Here is a 22,463-nt window from a genome sequence, read left to right on the forward strand (position 1 = left end):
GTCAAACACTTACCTTGACCGTTTCCAGCCTGTGAGAACCCACAGGCTTATTTCATTTTTGGATTCAAACTCCAAAACCATTGAATCAAGTAAACGATTTACGATCAGTGAGCTGACTAAAACTGGATGCTTATTTTTTTAATTGTGAAAGATAAATCCAAAGCACTAAATATCCAAGGTGTTAATTAAAACGGTACTATCAGCCTATTTTTTAAAGTTTACAAAATTATACATCCATATTTACATGAGGTTGATAGCATAACTGTGAAGTGAAGTTCGTTACATACTTACATGTTACATATAAAAGGGGGGGAGAACCCGAAATTTCGTCTAGACTGGCAGTCAAATAATCGAATGGACCATTTGGACAATCTGATTAGAGGAGAGAATTTAAATGATCAAGCGGATGTACCTTCTTTTATCCATCAGTATCTTTCTATTATTTAATTTATTCTCAGATAATATCATTAACGCTACCGCGAGTGCAGATACGGTTAATGAAGCAGTTTATCAAAATGAAGAAGCGGATAAAGAAAGTGGGGAAGCAGGCGTAAAGTCTTTAGCACATGAAGTTGGCTATGTATTAGGGACAAGCGGAGAGGCTATTTCCTTGAACGATATTGTATTGAATGCAGCCTACAATGACTTGACCGAAGGGCAAATTACAGGTGATAAGCTAACCTGGACTTCTAATAATGAGGCAATTGAGATGACAGAGGATACGATTACTGCTAAACAAAAAGGAGTTTATCCATTAACTGCTGCATTAGATGGTGCTTCTGCCAATATACTTCTGGTAGTTAAAGGAGAAGAAGAGGAAGAATATGTCCTCTATGAAGAGGACTTTAATGATCTTTCAGATGGCAGTCTTCCTGAAGACTGGTCACAGCTTAGCAGTACAACGGATGAAGAGATTGGTGTTAAGTCCGGAGCCTTTGAGATTGATGGAAGAGGTAATAATAGTGGTGGCAAGGGCGTACTTCTTCCGGAATACTTGGGATTGTTCGGTAATTATAAAATAGAAGCAGATGTTACCCATTTAGCTGCAAATGATAGCAGCCGTTGGAATTCAGTTATGTACAGAGTTCAGAACAATAGCTATCCTTACTATCAAATGGCTGTCCGTCAAAATGCAACAGCAGCGAACGGGATCGAATTCGCAGAAAGAACACCAGGTAATGCATGGAATGTAGCTGCCAAAAATTCATACAGTGAGGCAATCAGTGCGGATAAAATGTACCACTATACAGTGATTGCTCACGGTAATAGAGTTCAGGAAATGATAAATGATAATTTACTCATCGACACAGATCTTGCAACCAATTATTCAGAAGGAAGAATTGGATTTCAATCTGCAGGTAGTTTAACGAAGGTTGATAATATCAAAGTAACGCTTCACACAGAGGAGTTACCAGAGGTAGTCAAACCTGGTGATAACTTCACTCATGTAGAAGAACCGGAAACGAGCATCTCCCTTGCACCGACAATAGTTACAGAAGTAGACTCAAGCGAGGACCTGCAATCTATAGTGGAAGGCGCACGTCCGGCCACAGCTATTCTCCATGTCAACAGCAGCCTGCAAGTAACGGATGAAGCAGGAAACGTAATTGATGAGCTGCAATCGGTTATAGAAACGTTGGATCAGAAAGTAATTCCGGCCTTCGCGATTGAAGAAGAAGCGGTGATTGCTCCTCTAACAGCTTACCTAAGGAGTATCGACCTGGAGGATGCCTTTGTACTCTCCGAACATCCGGAGCTGGTGAAAAAGACAAGAGAAGCGTATCCTATTATTCGTGGTATTATTGAATATTCCGTCTCGGGTAAACTCAGCGAAGACCAATTAATGGACATACGCAGGACAACGAACAGCCATTTGGCGAAAATTGTAATATTGCCGGAAAGTGCAGCAAGTATCCAAAATATTTCCTACTTACAGAAAAAGTTAATGACTGTATGGATAGAAGAAGATCGTAAGAAAGGTTCAACAAATGTAGATATTCATCGCATGATTACATCGGGTACGAACGGGATTGTTACGGATCAGTATGAAGAAGCTATTGATGCTTTATCATTCTATGATGAGAATATAACCCTTGTTCGTACACCTTATATTTTTGCACACCGTGGAATACCGGGACTTGCACCGGAAAATACATTAGAAGGTGCCCTTCTTTCTTATGAAAAAGGGGCAGATCATATTGAAAATGATATTTATCTGACCAAGGATGGTCAGATCGTCATCATGCATGATGAAACCATTGATCGGACAACGAATGGAACTGGAAGTGTGGAAAGTTATACTCTTGCAGAATTAAAGCAATTTCTTGCGAATGATCAGTTTCCGGAAGCATATCCTGACGCAAGGATTCCAACGCTAAGACAATTTTTTGAAGAATTTAAAGGCAAAGATGTCGAGCATATTGTTGAAATCAAAACTAGTAATCCAGCAATTATCGATAAATTGATTGCCCTTATTGAAGAAATGGGTGTGGAGAATCAAGTATCCGTTATTTCATTTCATGCATCGCAATTACAATTGCTGGCTGAGCAGATGCCGGGGATGTCCATCGGCTATTTAACGAGCGGATTTGCGAATGAAACAGACGTGTATCCATCTTTACGTTCTACTTTAAACACTATACAAAATCTGAATTCTACCTTTAATACAAGCTATGGTGGATTAGGTGTTAACTTTTTGGAAGCAGCAAAGCATCGAGGCGTAACCGTATGGCCTTGGACATATCGAGACGAGGCTCTATTTATAGACCATTTTCTACTGGGTATCTATGGCTTAACAACGGACTATGCTCATTGGGCCTCTGACTGGGCATCCCATGTTACGCCGGAACAAGCCGAGTATAAACTAACTGCAGGAGAGAGCATCGAAGTCAAGGCAATGATTGAAACCTATGATCGTCAAATAAAGGATATCACTCCTGACATCGTATTCATTGATGGAGAAGATAAAGTTGAAGTTAATGGAAATGTTGTAACCGCCCAAGCGGAAGGAACAGTTCATGCCATGCTGCGCTACACACAGCAAGTATCAACAGATAAATCATATGACATTTATACACAACCAATTACGATCACTGTTAAAGCGGATAAAAAGCCTCCTGCGAAACCTAGGGTTAACACAGTTGGAGACAATTCAACTCATGTGAGTGGTACAGCAGAGGCAGGCTCTACAGTTTATGTAAAAGCGGGTAGAACGTTATTAGGTCAAGCAATCACAGCTCCTGATGGCAGCTATTCCGTGGAATTAAACGAGAAGCAGCAGGCGGGGACCGTGTTAACCGTTTACGCAGTTGACCAAGCTGGTAATCATAGTTCGTCTGAGAGAACCAAGGTTACTGATAATACACCACCGCAAATGCCGGAGGTTAAGAGAGTAACATCAAAAATGATGAGTGGAAAAGCGGAGTCAGATTCTACCGTCTATGTGTACAATGACAAAATATATCTTGGCAAAGCTTCTGTGGATAGAAAAGGGGATTTTTCGGTATCGATCAAGAAGGCGAAAAAGGGCGATGTGTTGACCGTCTATGCGAAAGATAAAGCGGGCAATGTTAGCCCGAAAAACAACGTAATAGTTAGTTGATTCCAGAAAAAATAAGGCTTTTCGCCAGGTTTAACGGCGAAAAGCCTTATTTTTGTGAGAACAGATCACGAAGACGCATATCCTTCGTAAACCATTCACGATAAGTCAGCTGACTGAGCAAGATGCTGGTCATTGCCGCCGAGCTTGTGAAGGCAAACACGATCAGAATCTGATAGCGCACAGCCTCGATCGGATCTACACCCGCGATGATCATTCCTGTCATCATGCCTGGGAGCTGGACGATTCCCACCGTCTTCATACCATCGATGGTTGGAATCATGCTGGATTTAACAGAACGCTTAAGGGCATCCTGGATTGCTCGCTTGGGCGCAGCGCCAAGGGCAAGCAGGGTTTCGATCTCGCCTTTGGACGTCTCCATTTCCCGTTTCATATGGTTAAGGAACAAGCCGGATACCACCATGGCATTGCCAATCGTCATCCCGCTGATTGGAATAATGTACCTTGGCGTCGGCTCAATGATGTTCAGTCCGAGCAGCAGTCCCATCATGAGCAGCTCCGTTGTCAGAATGGACAAGGCGATCTTCCGGCGGACACCCCGAATGCCTTGCCCACGCTTACCTGCATTCATTGAAGCGACGGTGATCATAAAAGTAACGATGAGCAGAATCAGAGCAGGATGCTCGGAATGAAAGATGAACTGCAGGATGTAGCCGACAGCAAGCAGCTGTATGGCTGATCGAATGGTTCCAATGGCGATTTCCTTCTCCAAATCGAGCTTTTGCCAGACGGAGATCAGCATTGTTACCATGACAAATATAATGGTGAAGCTTAGAGCGAGGAAAGACATGGCTTCTCCTTATCTGAATCCATAGATTTGGTAATGAAACGGCGGGCTGCTTCAGTATCAGGCCGAGAGAAAAACAGCTCGGTCGGCTGGCGTTCGAGCAGGGTATGGCTGTCCATATACCAGGTCGTAGAGCTGAATGAGCGGGCTTGCTCCAAATCATGTGTCACCCAGATCAGCGTTGTACCTTCTTGATCATTCCATTCCCTTAGCAGCTGTTCCACAAGACCCGCATTTGTCGGATCCAAGGATGCAGTGACTTCATCGAGCAGCAAGGCTTCCGGTCGCAGCATCATAGAACGAATGAGTGCGACCCGCTGTTTCTCGCCGCCTGACAGATCAGATGCCCGTTTTTGTATATCCAGTGTAGACAGGCCGCTGCTCTGCAGCAGTCGCTGTGCAAGTGCTTTGTCATATGGGGATTTATGAAGGGAATGGACCATTCTCAAGTTATCTTCAACACTGCCGGGCAGCATCACGGGATGCTGTGCGACATAAGTGATCTTCATTCTCCACAGTCGCGGATCGCATCTGCGATACGATACACCCTTCCACTCCATTTCACCTTCATCCGGACGATCCAGCAAAGACAGTATTCGGAGCAGTGTGCTCTTGCCTTGTCCCGAAGCACCGATGACAGCGATGCGTTCGCCTTGATCCGCCTGTGCTTCGACGTCCGAGAACAGCATTGTTTTGGTTGTTGTGCCGATATATTTGGTCAAACGCTGTAAGTTCAATAAATGAGACATGACCCAGAGACTCCTTTCAGTAGTTCGCGTTCCTAATTTATATTAGCAGATACATTAAGATGATAGGGAGCTTTTCCCGATATATATATAGCACTTGAATCAATTTCATAATACACTTTAGCTGCTTTAATCAAGACTATATAGTTTAGAATTCACCTTTTTAATGAGTTGTGAAATGGATTCACCTGGTTTCATTTAAATCAAACCACGTTTATTATTCTAAATAGGAGAGTAGAAGGATGATTACATTCGAGAAAGGCGAGCTCCTTAAGGCTGCAGAAGACATTATTGGTCACCAGGTAAACTGTATGGGGGTCATGCGCAGCGGAATATCCAAACAGATCAGAGAAGAATACCCTGAGGCTTACGCCGCCTATATTTCACTGACGAACAGTGAGATTTCTCCGCTTGGGCAGATGCAGATTGTGAAGACGAAGGATAAGTATATCGCAAACCTGTTTGGACAGAAGCATTATAAGAAGAGCTTCTTTCGAAAACAGCTGACAAGCATCAAGGCTCTTGAACAGGCGTTGATTGAGCTTCGTACATATGCAGAAGCCCGCGATCTCTCTATTGCATTGCCTTACAGAATAGGTGCGGACCGTAATGGGACGGATTGGAGTGTGGTATACAGAAGGCTGCAGAAGGTGTTTGTGAGCTACCCCGTCACCTTGTACTCTATCGTTGATATGGAGGAGAAGGGTTAGCTTTAGAACTAAGTTATTATTCATCCTAGACGGAGGTCCAGGTTGAGAAACCGTCTTAAGACTATTTTTAAAATAGACATAAATGGCATAAACTAAAATGAACATAGGTTCTAAGGGAGGTACATAGATGGATTTTTTGTGGTGGACCTTAATAATTGTGTTATTCTTGCTCAGCTTTGTCGGAATTGTGTATCCCATCATTCCGTCCGTTCTTGCCATATGGGGAGGCTTCGCCATCTATCAATTCCTCATTAATTCAGAGGAGCTGTCCTGGTGGTTCTGGATCAGTATGGCGATCCTTACGGTTGTTATTATTGCCGCCGATATTATAGCGAACAGCTATTTTGTTAAGAAATATGGAGGATCAAAGACCTCAGAGACAATAGCTGCGATTGCGACCATTGTAGGCTCGTTCATCTTTCCGCCATTCGGGATTCTGCTCGTGCCGTTCCTTGCCGTACTGGTAACCGAGTTTATCATTCACAAGGATGCATCGAAATCGGTAAAGGTCGGCTTTGCGACAATCATTGGATTCCTCGGGGGCAGCATTGCCAAAATCCTGATTCAGCTGCTGATGATTGTATGGTTCATTCTGGATGCCATCATTTAGGGCGATTAGCAAAATGATATTGGTACTCTCAAGCAAGGGGCGCTCAAGTCGTCTCTTGCTTTTTTGAGGTTGCAGGCGGCTAGGCACCTGGATGTATATTATGGTAAGCAGCGGATTTTTAAGTGCTTCCTGTTGAAGAATAGGATATACTGAAAAATACATTTGTGAGAAGACAGATATAAACGAACAAGATGACTAGCATGGAATGCATCAGGGAGGATACGAATGGGAAACACAGAAGGATCATTACAGAAGAAGTTGAAGCCTAGACATATCAGCCTGATGGCGATGGGTGGTGTCATTGGTACCGGCATCTTCAAAGGAAGCTCGGAAACAATTGGTCTTGCAGGACCGGGGGTAATCTTCACCTATATCATCGCTGGCTTGCTGCTTCTCGTCGTGATGACGGCCATGGCCGAAATGGCTACAGTATATCCGAATCGCAACATGAGGGATTTTGTAAGGGAAGCTTTTGGTGAGCGAATCTCGTTTATCATGGGCTGGATGTACTGCTTCATGTGGCTGGCTGTATGCGTGATCGAGATTATCGCGGCAGGGAGCTTTTTACAATATTGGTTTGCGGATGTGCCGCTATGGATGCTCAGCTTGGGATGCGCAGCCATCGTAATATTGATTAATTTACTAAGTGTCGGTACTTTTGGAGAATTTGAATTTTGGTTTGCGGGGATCAAGGTAACGATGATCATCATCTTTATTGTCCTTGGTGTGTCGCTGATCTTTGGCATCATTCCTAGCGGCGAAGCCCCATTCCTTAGCAATTACATGAACCATGGCGGGTTTTTGCCGAACGGCTGGACCTCTATATTCTCTGCACTGCTCGTCGTGATGTTCTCCTATGGAGGATCAGAAATGATCGGTCTGACGCTTACAGAGACAGAGAATGCAGAGCGGGTTCTGCCGAAGGTGGTACGTAACTTTATTTTGCGGATCATCCTGTTCTTCACACTGCCGATTCTCATTATCTGTGGCCTCATTCCTTGGAATGAACTTGGTCCGGAGAACAGTCCCTTCGTACAGGTACTTAGCTCCACAGGACTTACGGGTGCGGCTCACATTATGAACTTCGTACTGATCACGGCGGTGCTCTCTGCAGCGAATTCTGGAATATACGGGGCATCCCGGATGCTCTATTCAATGGCAGCAGCAGGAGAAGCGCCCAAGGCGCTGACCAAAACAAGCCGCAAGGGCAGCCCTTATAATACGCTGCTGCTCTGTGCCTTCATTTTGATCGGGGGCTCGATGCTGGGTCTGATTGCGCAGGATCAGCTGTTCCGGATTCTCATGGCTGTTCCAGGCTTCGCTGTACTGCTGGTGTGGATCTGTATTGCCGCATCGCAGCTTAAGCTGCGGAAGCAGTATCCTATACAGCCGTCCTTCAAAGTGTGGGGATATCCTTACATTACGACATTCACCATCATCTGTCTGTCGGTGATTGCGTGCGGCTTCCTCGTGGATGACCAGAACCGCTTCAGCATCAGTATCTGTTTAGCTGTCCTGGTGGTGCTTATCATCACATCGATCGTGAAGTTCCGTAAACCGGTCACGAAATAACAACAAAAAGCAAAGCCTGTCCATTAGCTGAAGGGCTGAATGGACAGGCTTTTTTATTTTGTAATGCAAGCTTGTAGTTCATCTGCTCAAATTGAGCTAGTGAATGTCTCGTTTCTTGAAGTTACCGCCGCGGACCTCTGATACATCGGAGATGACAACAAAGGCACTATCATCAATGTCTTTCACGATGGTTAGCAGCTTGTTCTCTTCCATTCGGTTAATGACACAGTTGAGGATCTCGGATTGTTCATTGGAGAAGCCGCCCCGGCCAGGTGTATAGGTTACGTTACGCCCCAGACGGGATTGAATCGTATCCCCAATCTCCACCGATTTTTGACTGACGATACGTACCGATTTGGATTTTTCCAGACCGACCTGTATGATATCGATCACATTCTTCGCAATGTAATAGGTCAGAGCAGAGTACAGCGCACTTTCCAGACTGTAAACGAAGCTGGCAGCGATAAAGACGAAGGCGTTAAGGAATAGAATAATATCTCCGACAGAGAAAGGAATCTTGCGGGAGACGAGCACGGCCAGTACTTCAGAGCCATCCAGCGCACCGCCGTTACGAAGCACGATCCCGATCCCGATCCCAAGCAGCATGCCGCCGGACAAGACAATGAGGAGCGGGTCCTCTGGTCCCAGGATGGTATCCACATGATGCAGAACAACAGTGGATACGGACAGAGCGACAATACCAACAACGCTCATAATGGCGAAAGTCCTGCCGACCTGCTTATAGCCTAGATATACAAAAGGAATATTCAAGACAAAGAGAAATACCCCTAATGGAAGCCCGAATAGAGAGGACCCCATAATACTGAGTCCTGTCACACCTCCGTCGATGACATCGTTTGGAATGAGTACGGCTTCCAGCCCGTAAGCGGTGATGACTGCCCCGATAATAATCATAATGATCTTGCGAATGTGTTCCAGCAACCCGTTTTTCTTCATGTAACTCTCCTTTACCATTGATTTTGCATGGCAGCGATCCAGCCGGATATATGCTCAATGCTAAATCTTTTTTATATGTATTTAAGGACTTTGCATCATGCAATTTCATCTTAGGAGATCTAAGCTCCTTATTGGATTTGTGCAAAATCTTTATTTATAAGTGATGATAGATTAAAATAGGAGCATCCTATATCATCCACTTTTAAATAGGTATCAAATGGCACATCTTTTAATTTATCATGAATCTATACGCAAAAGAAAGTTCATCCTATGAAATATGCATGGCATTGGATAATTAAAGTAGTGAAGTTAAAGATCATGTATGGGTATGAGACCGTATGGGATAAAATAAGCTATAGCTCAAGGAGAGTACAAAAATATATGGAATATACACCACAGCAGGTTGCGGAATGGATGGTAGAGACGATCCGGTTCAAAGGGAATCTCTATCAGACAGAGGCGATTGCATATGTACGTGAGCATTTTGGAGAAGAGTTTGTATATGTGAATGAGAATGGAAATGCCTCCTTAGAGAAGGAAGTGAAGAAGGCTTTTCGTAAGCTTCATAAAGGGAGAATTGCCTGGGATCGAGATGGATTTCTATGGGCTTGGACTTGAGAAAATACAGAACTTAAAGAGAACAGACTGCATACCGCAGTCTGTTTTTTTTATCTCTTTTTAAATTACATCCTTAGTTCCCTGACAGGTCAATCTTGGTTTCCAATTCTGCAATAAACTGATCTTCCTGCACTTCCTCTGCAAAATCATCCTTAATCATAAATGGCTTTATAACAAGGTATTTACTCTCACCCGACATAGAAGCATAGCGTCGGTCAAAAATAAGACGATTACCCTCGTAAACCCCATCCCCGGATAATGCCGTCAGTCTTCTGCCTTGATCATCATAGACCGCAACTCCAACCTTACGTAAGCGCTCTTCCTCCTGCTGAGTCAATGAGCTGGTACGATTCAGTGCGATAGAAGTCGTCAGTCGGGTCGTAATAGGTGACACGGAGACACTTGCGACGCTAAAGGTAAGATCCTCCTTCGTCACGGCCGTATTCGAATTTAGTGTGATTGCTTCTGTATTGTTCTTCTCAAATGGGACATCGACGGTGAACTCCTGATCTATTCCGTCCAGCTTGATGCTGACCTTCGAGGTGAAGCGGTCTGGCAAGGTGTTCGTATCCGAGGAGTCCAGCACCTGCTCGAACACAAGTGTATTAGGATGGGCTTCACCCGCACCTCCATAGAAGATTCCGCCCTGCAAGACAGCTGCCTGTTCACCCTCTGTCTGCCCTTTAATGGTTAGAGCTACGTTCTCAATAGCACTGCTGAGCTTCATCTTCTTACTGCCAGTATCATAGGTTCCGTTAACCAAATTCGGTGCAGTCACATTCACAATAAATGCTGCTCGTGTGCCATCATACAGTGTCTCTGTTACTTCGAGCTTCACATCCTTGTAGGTGACCTCATTGTTTACACTAGTGGCGAATCCCAGCTCGCCGCCGGCACGCAGGCCGCTGTCTGTCTCAATAATGCTGAAGATGCTTCCGATGATTGGAATGCTCTTAATTGAAGCTGCCATAACCGGAGATACGAAGCCGGAAGCAAATATGCCGATTCCCAAAATGCCTGCTGCTGCTGCGGTTAAGCCTGCCCGGCGTAATGTGGAGGATCTTCTCCGGGTTGTAGCCTGCTTCTGGGAAGACAGAGAGGCATAGGTCTCATCAAGTCTTGCCCGGACTAGGGGTGACATCTCTGTACTGCTCACATCGACCTTATTTAATTCCTTCTCAATATCCAATGCTGCCATAGCTTATCTTCCCTTCATGTATATTGGGTAAACTGCGCTGCAGAGCCTCACGTGCTCTTGACAGCCGCATCTTAACGGCGCTTTCTGAAATGCTGAGTACCTTAGCTACCTGACGGAGCGGAAGGTCTTCAAAATAATGAAGAATGACTACGATGCGCTGGGACTCCTCCAGCCGTTCAACGGATTCTCTTAGATCTACCATCTCGTAGCCGCCCATCGAAGAGGCTGTTGTTGGGATTTCGGCGTAAGTGATCGTACGGGAACGCTTGGATCCGATATTGTTACATTCATTGATGAGAATTCGATAGATCCATGTCTTGAAAAATTTCGGCTCCCGTAAAGTGTGAATCGATTTAAAGGCTTTTAATATCGTCTCCTGCATAGCATCTGCGACATCTTCATCCTTGCCCAGCATGGATCTCGCCATATAATACAGTGATCCTTCCAGCTGCTGTACAAGCTTTACAAATGCATCGGAATCGCCTTCTGCTGCTTTTGCGGCTAATGCTTCTATCTCCACCATGTGTGCTCCTTTCACTTTTTTGTCTTGATATTATTTAGACTGGTGACGATCAATAGTGGTCACATGATAAATTTATTTATCTCTGACCAAGTCTGGAATAAGGAAAAGACGTGCGACATGGCACGTCTCATGGACGATAGCAGCTTATTTCGTATATTGCTTGCGAAACTTGGTAGGGGACACACCGATATGTCGGCTGAAGCAGGCCGAGAAATAGGGGATATTCTCGAATCCGACCTGGACGGCAATTTCGGCGATCGGCCATTCGGTTTGCAGCAGAAGCAGCTTCGCTTGCTCCAGGCGGTATTTCATCAAATACTCTCCAGGAGTTACTCCATATACCTGCTTCATGCAGCGCGTGATGTAGTTGTAGTGAAAATTGAAGGCATCCGTCAGCGTAGTGCTCGTGATTTCGGAACGGTAATGATTCTTAATGTAGGATTCTACTTGCTCTGCAAGGGCGATAACCGGGCCTGCAAAGGCATCGTTCTGCCGTATATCCATGATGCGGAGAAGCTCCTCGAAGGTCTGCTGCTGAGTCCAAAATGCACGGGACTGACGCTCTGTTGCTGCTGCATTCAGCTTCTTCATGAGCCGATACGCTTGCTCGGGATAGGGCAGGGTCCAGGATTTGTGCAGATGCAGCATATAGGGATTGGTCTGATAACGCTCATAGTGTGCGTTCTGATTCATGAGAAACCCTTCCTGTTCCGATTGCATCCATTCTCCTACAGCCTGGAAGTGTACCCAGTAGAATCGGGTATGCCCGGTTGACGGCTGTACAGGATAATGATGCCTGTCCGGCAGGAGCAGCAGGGTCTGCCCTGATGTAAGTGCCCAGGAAGCTCCTTCTTCCCCGATATAGAGACACCCCGACTCCACGAGGATCAGATCAAAGATCCCGAGGTTGTTACGGTTCGGATGCTGATCTCCAGCTTCATATACCGTCACACCACTTTCCAAATAATAGGGCAGGGGAGGGGCAGCAAAATAAATATGTCCATTCCCTTGCATGTACATGAACTCCTTATCTATATGTTTGTGTGATATTTTATTAAAATCAGGTTGGTATCAGCTATATTCTTGTTCCATTGTAACGCATAAAATGAAGTCGAACAGTAAATGGAATCAACTTCTGATGAAAAGGAGCAAAATACATATGGGACAAACTGCAGGTATGAACAAAATAAAGCCGGTATCCATGAAGCAAGTAAGCATTAAGGACGACTTCTGGAGCTATTACATAGATTTAGTCAGGGACGTGGTGGTGCCCTATCAATGGGAAGCGATTAATGACCAGGTGGAAGGTGCAGAGCGAAGTGGAGCGGTGAGCAATTTTAAGATTGCCGCAGGTCTACAGGAAGGGGAATTCTACGGCTATGTGTTTCAGGATACAGATGTGGCGAAATGGCTGGAGGCTGTGGCTTATCTGCTGATAAACGAGCGGGATGCGGATCTGGAGCAGATTGCAGACGGCATGATTGATATCATCGGGGATGCCCAGCAGTCCAGCGGTTATCTGAACACATACTTTACGATTAAAGAACCGGATAAGAAGTGGACGAATCTGACGGAATGCCATGAGCTGTACACAGCGGGTCACATGATCGAAGCAGGTGTTGCTTATTATCAGGCAACAGGCAAGCGCAAGCTGCTCGATATTTGCTGCCGAATGGCGGATGACATCCAGCGTGTGTTCGGGTATGGTCCGGATCAGATTCAAGGTTATGATGGTCATCAGGAGATTGAGCTTGCACTGGTTAAGCTGTATGAAGTGACGGGTGAGAAGAAGTATTTGGAATTAAGCCAATATTTCATTGATGAGAGAGGGCAGAAGCCAAGCTTCTTCGAGGCAGAAGCAGAGCGCAGGGGCTGGACCACCATATGGAGTAATAATAAATTGCAGCTCAATGAAGCCTATTATCAGGCTCATAAACCGGTGAGGGAGCAGAATGTGGCAGTCGGCCATGCCGTGCGTGTCGTATATATGCTCGCCGGTATGGCGGATGTAGCGCGTGAAACAGGGGATGCAGCACTATTTGAGGCTTGCCGGAGGCTGTGGGATAATATCGTCTCCAAGCAAATGTACGTTACGGGCGGTATCGGTTCCATGGCTCAGGGCGAGGCTTTCTCGGTGGACTATGATCTGCCGAATGATACGGTGTATTCCGAGACTTGTGCTTCGATTGGTCTTGTATTCAGCGCGCAGCGCATGCTGCAGCTTGAGCCTGACAGTGCTTACGCAGAAGTGATGGAGCGTGCCCTGTACAACACTGTCATTGCGGGGATGTCCAGAGACGGCAAGCACTTCTTCTATGTCAACCCGCTGGAGGTAAACCCTAAGGTGTGCAACGGTGCAAACCACAATTACAATCATATCAGGCCTGTTCGTCAGGAGTGGTTTGGCTGTGCCTGCTGTCCGCCGAATATTGCAAGACTGCTGGCTTCCCTTGGTGAATATATCTATTCGGTGCAGGACAAGACAGTATATACCCATCTATATATAGGTGGTGAAGCAGCGATCGAAGTTGCCGGTACGAAGATGGTGCTGAAGCAGGATTCCAGCATGCCTTGGGAAGGTAAGGCCCGCTTCGAGGTGGAAGTAGAGCGGTCTGCAGAATTTGGAATCGCACTCCGTATGCCGCAGTGGGCAGTAAACATGCAGGTGACTGTTAATGGCGAGGCTTACGATGTGACGAATAAGATCGCGAGTGGTTATGCCGTCATTGAACGCGTATGGGAATCAGGTGACCAGATTGAGCTTGTGATGGAGATGCCGATTAAACGCGTCAGAAGTCATCCTCTCGTCAAAGGAAACGCAGGCAAGGTTGCCTTGCAGCGCGGTCCGCTCGTGTACTGCATTGAGGAAGCAGATAATGGGGCGCAGCTTCAGCAGCTGATCCTGCCGCAGAATACCGAACTGAATGTATTAGATGAACCGGCGATTGCTGGGGGAATCAAAGCGATCTCGGGAGAAGCACTGCGGATGAATATGGACGATTGGGGTCAAGCGCTGTATCAATTTGATGTGGAGGTACCCCTTAAGCAGGCGCAGATTAAATTCATCCCGTATTATGCCTGGGCGAACCGGGATATGGGTGAAATGTCCGTATGGGTAAAAGAACGATTGTAAGGGAAGCCATTCATGGTACAGCTATAAAATATAGAAAGAAGCCTGATCATTTATTTGATCAGGCTTCTTTGCTCGCGGTAAATGTACAATTTGTACCTCACTCTCATAGAGGCTGTGTTGCTGATATATCCAATATCTCAACTCCATACGGAGGCAGTGTTAACGGTTGAGAGAGAAAAGTTTCGTTTACGATAATTTATATAGTTACGGGTTCACTGGATGTTACTACATATGAACTTGAGGTATATTTTCTTGCAATGCTATGCAGGTTGACAAAAGGATTAATACAGATATTATAGATAGATATAGTCCATGAAGGTGAGAGGAATTAAAGTAATTGGGCAGATATTTCGTTCCTGGACGTCATTCAGGCAATTGAAGGTACTGCTTCATTGTTTGATTGCAGCTTTGACCATGGTCCCCAATGCCCCAATCAAAGGATAATATTGCAAGGAGAAAATAAGATGGAGAATTATTTTAGAAATATGACCTTGGCTGATCTTGCCAAAGAGATTCAATAATTTTTTACTATAATTACAGATAAAAGAAGTCCTTAAACTCCATGATTATGCTGCCGTTGATGTACAGTACCGTACTTATAATTATTCACCCAGAGAAGAGAGGGGGAGCATACGGCTTAATTGGAATGGTTTTGGTTGTTGCTCCAGCTATTGGACCGACGATTTCAGGTCTATTACTGGAGAAATTGGGGTGGAACTGGATATTTGCGTTAACTCTTCCTGTTCTAGTGCTCTCTCTGGTGATTGGACTACGATATTTGCATAACTTTTCAACCATATTTTAACGCTTTAAAAAACTGCCGCCGCTAATAATAATTACGGGAAATGGAGGAGCTTTATTATGTTGAACAGCATTTTTGATGAATTGAATTGGGAAAAAGCTTGGAGAGAGGATTCAATGACAGGCGTAAATATGATGAAAGCAGCTGGAATTGTTCCAGAACGCAGCTTTGATGCTACTGCTCAAAAGTACAATGATCAATGCTTTAACGAAGAGGGAAGGCAGCGCACAGAACGGATTATAGGCTGGTTGGAAGAACAAGGGGTAACGCTTGAAGGAGCTTCTGTTTTAGATATTGGAGCCGCATCCGGAGGCTTTTCTATTCCCTTTGCAGAAAGAGGTGCACAAGTGACAGCTGTTGAGCCCTCTCTGCCCTTTGTGAAACTGCTGGAGGAAAACAGTCAAAAGTGGGCCAGGGGCAAAATAGACATTGTGAAGGACGTATTTGAAAATATTGATATTGAGAAGGAGGGCTGGGAGAAGGCCTTTGATTTTGTGTTTGTGTCCATGTGCCCTGCTGTAACAGATTGGGAAAGTGTGGAGAGAATTTTGAGCTGCGCCAGCAAATTTTGTTATATCAGCTTATCCGCAGGACCAAGGGAACACAGCCTCACTAACGAAATATTATCGAATCTGAAACATCCATATACAAAGCCTCATAATTCAGAAATGATTTACTTGATGCAACTGCTTTATCTGAAGGGGTATGCCTTTCACTCACTCGTAACTAAAGAAATGAAAACAGCTGAAGTATCCCGGGAAACGGCAATACAAGAGGTTTTAAATTGGTTGAAAATCTATCAATATCCTGTAGATATAGAAACGCATCGCATTATTGAAGACTACCTTGATAAAAATTATCCCTCCGATCCAGTAACGGTTTATCAAGGCGGGCGTTTCGGTAAAGTGCTTGTTAAATTGGAAGATCAAAACATGTATTTCTCAAAAAAACACGGAAAGATGAATTCGTAGAGAAATACCCTTGTAACAGCATGCATTAATTACATATTCGAAAGGAGGTTCACTATGAGCTTGAAAAAAAGTATCTAAACTTAATCATTTTATTTATAATAGCAACCACTGTCTCCGGGTGTAGCGTTGAGAAGGCTGTAGTTGATTGCGTCATAAGACCATTCCTCATTTCATTTTTGAGATCACGTATTCTTATATACTAAAGGCTGTACAGGTTTAGGCTTTTGCAGCATTTTAGCACGAAATATCAATATCTTGTCCTCAAGTTCTGCGAATAAAAAAAGCCGGTGCCTTCTTCACAGAAGGACCGGTCTTATCTTAGTGTTCATGTTGTTCTACGACACCCAGCTGCTTGTTTTTCTCTTTGAATTTAGCGTTATGGGAGGAGACGTAGGCGTATTTATCGGCTTCAGGCTCTATGTACAGCTTCGCACCATTCAGTGCACTCACGGCATCGGTGAATGTACCTGCGATGAGACGCACCTTGCCTTCAAAATCAACAAAATCACCTGCAGCAAATACACCCGGAATGCTTGTGTTCATGCTGCTTCCTACCTTGCATGTCCAATCTCCCATTTCAATGCCCCATTCCCTAATCGGGCCGAAATTGTACCGCATCCCATGGTTAACGATGACAGCATCCACTTCGATACGTTCCTGTGCACCCGTCTCCACATGGCGGATGCTCACTTCGTTAATATCCGTTCCGTTCGCGCTGTGCAGTGAATCAATGGCATAAGGTGTACGTACCTTACAAGAGGATTCCTTCATCTTGACGACGTTGCGTTCATGACCGCCGAATTGATCCCGCCGATGAACGACGATCAGACTCTCTGCAATCGGCTCCAGTGCATTCGCCCAATCCACGGCAGAGTCACCGCCGCCGGAGATGAGAACACGTTTGCCGCGGAATACTTCCAGCTCCTGTACCGTATAATGCAGATTGCTTACTTCATAGCGGTCTGCACCTTCAATTTCGAGCTTCGCCATCTCGAGAATACCGTAGCCGATGGCCATAACAACGGTCTTGGTCCAGTGACGCTCACCTGTTGCTGATGTCAGTATCATCGTTCCATCCGTCTGACGCTCCAGCCCAGTAATATGCTGTCCAAGTACAATCGTAGGATCGAAGGTCATGGCCTGCTGGGTAAGCTGCTTGATCAGATCCTTACCGAGAGTAGGGGTTAGTCCGCCCACATCCCAGATCATCTTCTCGGGATAGATTAGGATTCGGCCGCCCAGCTCTTCTCTGGCTTCAATCAGCTTGGTCTTCAAATCTCTCATTCCGCTGTAAAAAGCGGTATACATACCGGCAGGACCGCCGCCGATGATCGTTACATCATATAATTCAAGCTCTTCGCTCATCATTTACGTTCCTTCTTTCCGCATAGTCAGTTGTACAATTGCCGATCGGGTTTATCTTCGCCTATTATAGTTGATAACGATTATCATCGTCAATTGATATCTGGTATGTGAATAGCAGGCCCGCGATCCACTATGGATCTGCGGGCCTTAGCGATTTCGCGGATGCAGAGGATTACATGCTGGTGGCTGCTTCCTGCCTCAGCTTGCGATATTCGGTTGGAGTGCAGCCCACATCCTGCTTGAACAGCTTGGAGAAATAGGGGTAATTGGCATAGCCGACTTTTCCGGCGATGGAATAGACGGATAACGATGTGCTCTCAAGCAGCTGGCGTGCGCTTCTAATCCGGGCCTGAATAATGTAAGCGCCAAGCGATATGCCGGTCTCCTTCTTGAAGATGCGTGCCAAATAATCGGGGTTTAGATACACCATTTCCCCCAAACTGTTCCTTGTCAGCTCATCACCGCAGTGCTTATGAATATGCTGCTTGATCTCCTCGACGACAGAGTCCTGCTGCGCCGCATAACGGCGGTATTCCGCGGCCGTCTTGACAAGGTACTCGATATACTTCTCCATATCCTCTATTGAATAGAGGGATGCTGCGTATAACTGATCATGGAGCTTTCCCGTGTACAGCTTATGGGCCTGAATTTCCTTGCTTTTCAGATAGGAATAGACGATCTGGATCATGTCCAATCGGAACAGACGGAGTACGGAAGCATTCAAGATTTGATCTTGTCCGTGTGCAATGAGGTCATACAGACAACGCTTTGCCTCGTTCAAGAACGAAGCCGGATCATCTTTACTCAGCCACTCTTCGAGACGCGACAGGTCCGGTGCTGCATAGACGACAGCCTTGATTGCTTCTGTCTGAGGATACTGTTCCAGATATAGCGTTTGATTACGGTGCTTGATAATCTCCTCGTTCATCCGCAGTAAATTTTGTATTCCCTGATATAGCTGTGACAGGGAGGAAGTGATTCCGATACAGCACGAGGCATCGGATTTCAAGAAGCGGTTTGCTTTTTGGATAAAGGAGGCACTGGCCGATTCAATGAGAGCAGCTTCTTCTGCTGAAGTCCATCTTAGGATGACGAAATAGTGATTGTCTTTGACCTCAATCATGGATTCTACTGCGAAGGAGGGGTGATGAAATAGCTCCGTGAGTACGTTGTGAAGAGCATAATTGAATAGGTCTTTGTCTTCCTTACCGAGGCTCTGGTCATAGGCGTAGATGGATATTAGCAAAGGAAGGAACAGATCAGACAACTGGTAAGGAAGATTCTGCTCTATGATCGCTTCAGCAAGCGATGCCGTGCTCGGGGCATTTTTCTTCTCGGTACTGAGCTGTCGCCAGAAATGCTCAACCATCTTGCGCTGATTTTTCTGCCAGAGCAGCCCTTCCTTGATCGCTGCTTCATTCCTTCGCTGTTCCCTCACCTTGTATATCGCTTTGGACAGGATCAGGGTCAGCTTATCGAAGGCGATCGGCTTCAGAAAATAGTCGAAGCTCTGCAGCTCAATCGCTTTTTGCGCGTAATTAAAGTCGGCATAGTTCGTTAGGAAGATCGTCTGGACTGCATAGTTCTCCTCCCGAATCCAGGCGAGAAGCTCGAGTCCGCTGCCCTGCGGCATCTCTATATCGCATATCATAATCTCAATATCGTGCTGCACGAAGATCTCTCGAGCCTGGGCTATATTGTAGGCGGTGTAGACCTGATCAATGGATAGAGCACTCCAGTCAATCTTCTGCTCCAGTGCAGCAACGACAAAATAATCATCATCCACAAGCAATACATTCATGTGTGCACCTTCCTTCTTCTTCAAGTTAGGCTTTGCAAAGGCTGTGGCAGAAATAATTGGATACAGGCACCGCCATTCATCTGATTAGAAAAATGAACCCTTGCTTCTCCCTCATACAGCGACTCCAGCCGCTTCAGCGTGTTCATAATCCCGATTCTATGACCTTGGAGCATCTCAAGCGGCAGACCGGCTTGAAGCTGCTCCAGAATCTCTGATGGAAATCCGGGGCCTGAATCTTCAATGACAATCTTGAGTACACGGCGGTTAATATAAATCTCCTGCTCCAATCGAAGCTGAATCTGCAGCTTGTTATCTCTGGAAACAGCATATTTAACGGCATTCTCAATGAAGGTCTGAAGCACAAGTGGAGGAAGCATCAGCTCCCGGACGTTGTCGCTCCCGCTAATGTCATAGCTGAAGGCATTCCGATACCGGTGCTTCTGTATTTCAAGATAAGTTGTAACATGTTCAATCTCGTCTCCAAGTCGTACAAAATGATCGTTATTCTGAAAAATATACCGGAAGTACGAGGAGGTGGAGAGGGTCATGTATTCAATCTCCTTATGCATTTGCATCTGGGCCATACTGTAGATGTTGGTGAGACAGTTTAGAAAAAAGTGCGGTCTGATCTGCATCTTCATATAATCCAGCTGAATCTGCTGCTTGGAGAGCTCCTGTTCATACATATCAATCTTGATCTGTTTAATTTGCTCGATGAGCTTCCTGTACTGCAAGCCCGCCTCTGACAGCTCAATGATAGGGCTGCTGGTGAACTCCAGCGGCTCACTGGACTCTGCCATCTTCGAGAGATTCCTGGAAAATTGCTGGATCGGCTTCAGCACCCTGCCCTTCAAATACAGGACGACAACGATCAGGGAGGACGCAACGATCACGAACAGGAGCAGGATCAAGAGCTGGGCCACCATGATCTTCTCAAAGGCGCCGAACTCAATGATCATCTTCACATTAATGGTAGAATCCGTGAACGCCTTGCTTACGGTCGTCCGTGGACCCGAGATGAAAGGAAAGGTGAACCCGGCTCCCTGGCTCGGTTCCATATCTGCTGCCGGACTGGATAAGATCCTGCCGTCCTGATCAACCAGGGTAGAGAACCCGTTCTTTCCTAAATTAATCTGTCTTAGAGGTGCGATAAGATCATCCGCAGAAATAAGGCACATCAGGTACTGCTCATGATAAGGCACGATATTGATAATGTAGTATTTATCCTGGATGAGGATGGGTGTCCAGTTGGAATAGAACTTGTCATAGACATTGGGATCGCTTGTATAGCTGACCATTTGCTGCCCGAGCTCCTGGTATTCGGGATAAGTGATGCTCATGGGCGCATAATTGCGGAGCAGCTTCTCTTCCTTGGAATAATAGAAGAAATTGTACGCGGGTCCGTAATTTTTTTGCAGCTCCGTGTATCGCTTGCGCAGATTATCACTCGCTTCGAGGAAATCGTCGTAGTTACCGCTCTGTCGCTTCGGCAGCAAGGCTTCGATGTTGTCGTCGTTGGCCAGCGTCCAGCCCATATAATGATTGATATAATCAAAGTCATGATTAATTCTGGTGAGATAGAGATCCGCGGTATCCTGGAGGTAACGTGTGGACTGCTGTTTGACGATCGAGATGGAGGCCATGCTGATGGCGAGATCAAGCAGAAGCGCGGAGATCGTGATCAGAAGCGTGATTTTGACATAATGCCGGATGGGATGTGACCTGCGGTGCGCATGCTTGATAACCCTATCCATCGTCAAGCTTCCTTTCCTGACGCTTAAGTATGTAAGCGTTTTATTATATGGTATTGATATTATAATTCCTCTCCCGTCAAAAGAACATGGCTGTCAGAGCAAATATGAACAAAGTCTGGATCGTCGCATGAAAAAGTCTGTAATACCCTATAGTGCACAAGCTTCACCTGGACAGTATATGGCAGCAAGATACAAGAAAAGTCCGAATCCTCTTGGTTACAAGTCCAGTACCTACCCTTCAGGCGGAGTATACTCAAGACATGGAAGAGGGAATCACCAGTCTGCTTATGAAAGCGCTTTGATGAGTAGGCTGGCGGGAAAGGGGAGCGGATGTGAGAACAGCGGATTTAAGTGTTAAACCGAGTCATCGAAAAAGAGCACCTGCGCTGCTGCAGATTAAACGGAACTGGGGTCTATACTTGTTGCTGCTGCCTGCTGTAGTTTTGCTGCTGCTATTTGCTTACATTCCAATGTATGGCATCGTCATTGCCTTTAAAGATTACAGTCCGGCTCTTGGCATCGGCGGCAGTCCTTGGGCAGGACTGAAGTACTTCGAGAAATTTTTTAATTCTTATCAATTTGATACGACCATCAAGAACACGCTGATCCTTAGCTTGTACAGTCTGGCTACGTTTCCGATTCCCATCATGCTGGCACTGATGATCAACCAGATGAGGGAGAACCGGTTCAAGCGGTTTTTTCAGACCGTAACTTATATGCCGCATTTTATTTCGACCGTCGTTATGGTGGGATTACTGCTGATCCTTTTGTCACCAAGCACAGGGCTCATCGGTCACATTTATCGTTTGTTCGGCGCGGAGGCTCCTAACCTGATGGGATCACCAGGATTGTTCAGCAGCGTATATGTATGGTCGGATGTATGGCAGCATACCGGCTGGGACAGCATTATCTTCATTGCGGCATTGTCCGCCGTAAGCCCGAGTCTGTACGAAGCGGCCACGATGGACGGGGCAAGCCGCTGGCAAAAAATATGGTATATCGACCTTCCGATGCTCATGCCGACGGCCGTCACACTGCTCATCCTGAGAGTGGGGAGCCTGCTGGGTGTCGGATTCGAGAAGGTCTACCTGATGCAGAACAATCTGAACATCTCCTCAAGTGAAGTCATCTCCACTTATGTATATAAGATAGGGATGCTCAGCAGCCAGTACAGCTTCTCGTCCGCTATTAACCTCGCGAATACGATCATTAATTTCATCTTACTCATCATGGTGAATGAGATTTCGAAGAAATACAGCAAAAACAGCCTGTGGTAGGAAGTTTACAGGGAGAGGAG

20 protein-coding genes are annotated in these 22,463 nt (G+C 45.7%); 11 read left to right on the top strand and 9 right to left on the bottom strand.

Annotated features, from left to right (window positions below; all coding sequences use genetic code 11):
• The first annotated feature begins 394 nt into the window (after positions 1-394).
• The gene (locus BM415_RS15525; RefSeq protein ID WP_091159622.1) at positions 395-3,601 is read left to right on the top strand and encodes an Ig-like domain-containing protein; all 3,207 of its coding nucleotides are present in this window, start codon (positions 395-397) and stop codon (positions 3,599-3,601) included.
• 46 nt (positions 3,602-3,647) lie between these two features.
• Here BM415_RS15525 and fetB read toward each other — a convergent pair whose 3' ends face one another.
• On the bottom strand, positions 3,648-4,409 hold the full coding sequence (gene fetB, locus BM415_RS15530; RefSeq protein WP_091159623.1) for an ABC transporter permease: 762 nt from the start codon (positions 4,407-4,409) through the stop codon (positions 3,648-3,650).
• The gene (locus BM415_RS15535; protein ID WP_091159625.1) at positions 4,391-5,155 is read right to left on the bottom strand and encodes an ABC transporter ATP-binding protein; all 765 of its coding nucleotides are present in this window, start codon (positions 5,153-5,155) and stop codon (positions 4,391-4,393) included. Before BM415_RS15535 ends, fetB begins: the two co-directional genes overlap by 19 nt.
• Positions 5,156-5,394: 239 nt before the next feature.
• On the opposite strand from BM415_RS15535, the gene BM415_RS15540 reads away from it, so the two are divergent.
• The 3 genes from BM415_RS15540 (at position 5,395) to BM415_RS15550 (ending at position 8,044) form a co-directional block, all read left to right on the top strand.
• Positions 5,395-5,862: a macro domain-containing protein gene (locus BM415_RS15540; RefSeq protein WP_091159626.1), complete on the top strand. Its 468-nt coding sequence runs from the start codon at positions 5,395-5,397 to the stop codon at positions 5,860-5,862.
• A 127-nt stretch (positions 5,863-5,989) separates the two neighbouring features.
• Positions 5,990-6,472, top strand: a complete 483-nt coding sequence (locus tag BM415_RS15545; RefSeq protein ID WP_091159628.1) for a DUF456 domain-containing protein — start codon at positions 5,990-5,992, stop codon at positions 6,470-6,472.
• Between the two features lie 225 nt (positions 6,473-6,697).
• Positions 6,698-8,044: an amino acid permease gene (locus BM415_RS15550; protein ID WP_091159629.1), complete on the top strand. Its 1,347-nt coding sequence runs from the start codon at positions 6,698-6,700 to the stop codon at positions 8,042-8,044.
• Positions 8,045-8,140: 96 nt separating this feature from the next.
• On the opposite strand, the gene BM415_RS15555 is transcribed toward BM415_RS15550, so the two are convergent.
• On the bottom strand, positions 8,141-9,001 hold the full coding sequence (locus BM415_RS15555; protein ID WP_091159630.1) for a YitT family protein: 861 nt from the start codon (positions 8,999-9,001) through the stop codon (positions 8,141-8,143).
• Positions 9,002-9,382: 381 nt separating this feature from the next.
• Between BM415_RS15555 and BM415_RS15560 the strand changes: the two genes are divergently transcribed.
• On the top strand, positions 9,383-9,619 hold the full coding sequence (locus BM415_RS15560; protein WP_091159632.1) for a DUF6953 family protein: 237 nt from the start codon (positions 9,383-9,385) through the stop codon (positions 9,617-9,619).
• A gap of 73 nt (positions 9,620-9,692) precedes the next feature.
• On the opposite strand, the gene BM415_RS15565 is transcribed toward BM415_RS15560, so the two are convergent.
• From BM415_RS15565 to BM415_RS15575, 3 genes are all read right to left on the bottom strand, one after another.
• On the bottom strand, positions 9,693-10,817 hold the full coding sequence (locus BM415_RS15565) for a DUF4179 domain-containing protein (protein ID WP_091159633.1): 1,125 nt from the start codon (positions 10,815-10,817) through the stop codon (positions 9,693-9,695).
• Positions 10,798-11,340 (bottom strand): RNA polymerase sigma factor, encoded by a 543-nt coding sequence (locus BM415_RS15570; protein ID WP_091159635.1) that lies wholly within the window; start codon positions 11,338-11,340, stop codon positions 10,798-10,800. Before BM415_RS15570 ends, BM415_RS15565 begins: the two co-directional genes overlap by 20 nt.
• Before the next feature lie 144 nt (positions 11,341-11,484).
• Positions 11,485-12,354 (bottom strand): helix-turn-helix transcriptional regulator, encoded by an 870-nt coding sequence (locus BM415_RS15575; RefSeq protein ID WP_091159636.1) that lies wholly within the window; start codon positions 12,352-12,354, stop codon positions 11,485-11,487.
• 145 nt (positions 12,355-12,499) lie between these two features.
• Here BM415_RS15575 and BM415_RS15580 point away from each other — a divergent pair, with 145 nt between their 5' ends.
• From BM415_RS15580 to BM415_RS15590, 5 genes are all read left to right on the top strand, one after another.
• Positions 12,500-14,473 (top strand): glycoside hydrolase family 127 protein, encoded by a 1,974-nt coding sequence (locus BM415_RS15580; protein WP_244533428.1) that lies wholly within the window; start codon positions 12,500-12,502, stop codon positions 14,471-14,473.
• Complete coding sequence (locus tag BM415_RS24755) at positions 14,452-14,643, top strand: hypothetical protein (RefSeq protein ID WP_139237000.1); 192 nt, start codon at positions 14,452-14,454, stop codon at positions 14,641-14,643. The genes BM415_RS15580 and BM415_RS24755 overlap by 22 nt, the downstream gene beginning before the upstream one ends.
• Before the next feature lie 177 nt (positions 14,644-14,820).
• Entirely contained in the window at positions 14,821-14,994 is a 174-nt protein-coding gene (locus BM415_RS25595) for an Rrf2 family transcriptional regulator (RefSeq protein ID WP_280142874.1), read from the top strand.
• A gap of 41 nt (positions 14,995-15,035) precedes the next feature.
• Positions 15,036-15,278, top strand: coding sequence for an MFS transporter (locus BM415_RS15585; protein ID WP_091159638.1), 243 nt, complete (start codon positions 15,036-15,038; stop codon positions 15,276-15,278).
• 56 nt (positions 15,279-15,334) lie between these two features.
• Positions 15,335-16,246, top strand: a complete 912-nt coding sequence (locus BM415_RS15590) for a class I SAM-dependent methyltransferase (RefSeq protein ID WP_091159639.1) — start codon at positions 15,335-15,337, stop codon at positions 16,244-16,246.
• Positions 16,247-16,564: 318 nt separating this feature from the next.
• On the opposite strand, the gene BM415_RS15595 is transcribed toward BM415_RS15590, so the two are convergent.
• The 3 genes from BM415_RS15595 to BM415_RS15605 all read right to left on the bottom strand — a co-directional run bounded on the left by BM415_RS15595 (position 16,565) and on the right by BM415_RS15605 (position 21,166).
• The gene (locus BM415_RS15595; protein WP_091159798.1) at positions 16,565-17,611 is read right to left on the bottom strand and encodes an NAD(P)/FAD-dependent oxidoreductase; all 1,047 of its coding nucleotides are present in this window, start codon (positions 17,609-17,611) and stop codon (positions 16,565-16,567) included.
• A 172-nt stretch (positions 17,612-17,783) separates the two neighbouring features.
• Complete coding sequence (locus BM415_RS15600; protein WP_091159641.1) at positions 17,784-19,412, bottom strand: response regulator transcription factor; 1,629 nt, start codon at positions 19,410-19,412, stop codon at positions 17,784-17,786.
• Between the two features lie 20 nt (positions 19,413-19,432).
• Positions 19,433-21,166, bottom strand: coding sequence for a sensor histidine kinase (locus tag BM415_RS15605; RefSeq protein ID WP_091159643.1), 1,734 nt, complete (start codon positions 21,164-21,166; stop codon positions 19,433-19,435).
• 422 nt (positions 21,167-21,588) lie between these two features.
• Between BM415_RS15605 and BM415_RS15610 the strand changes: the two genes are divergently transcribed.
• Positions 21,589-22,443: an ABC transporter permease subunit gene (locus BM415_RS15610; RefSeq protein ID WP_091159799.1), complete on the top strand. Its 855-nt coding sequence runs from the start codon at positions 21,589-21,591 to the stop codon at positions 22,441-22,443.
• The last annotated feature ends 20 nt before the right edge of the window (positions 22,444-22,463 follow it).

This window comes from Paenibacillus sp. 453mf (genome assembly GCF_900116105.1).
GTDB lineage: Bacteria > Bacillota > Bacilli > Paenibacillales > Paenibacillaceae > Paenibacillus > Paenibacillus provencensis.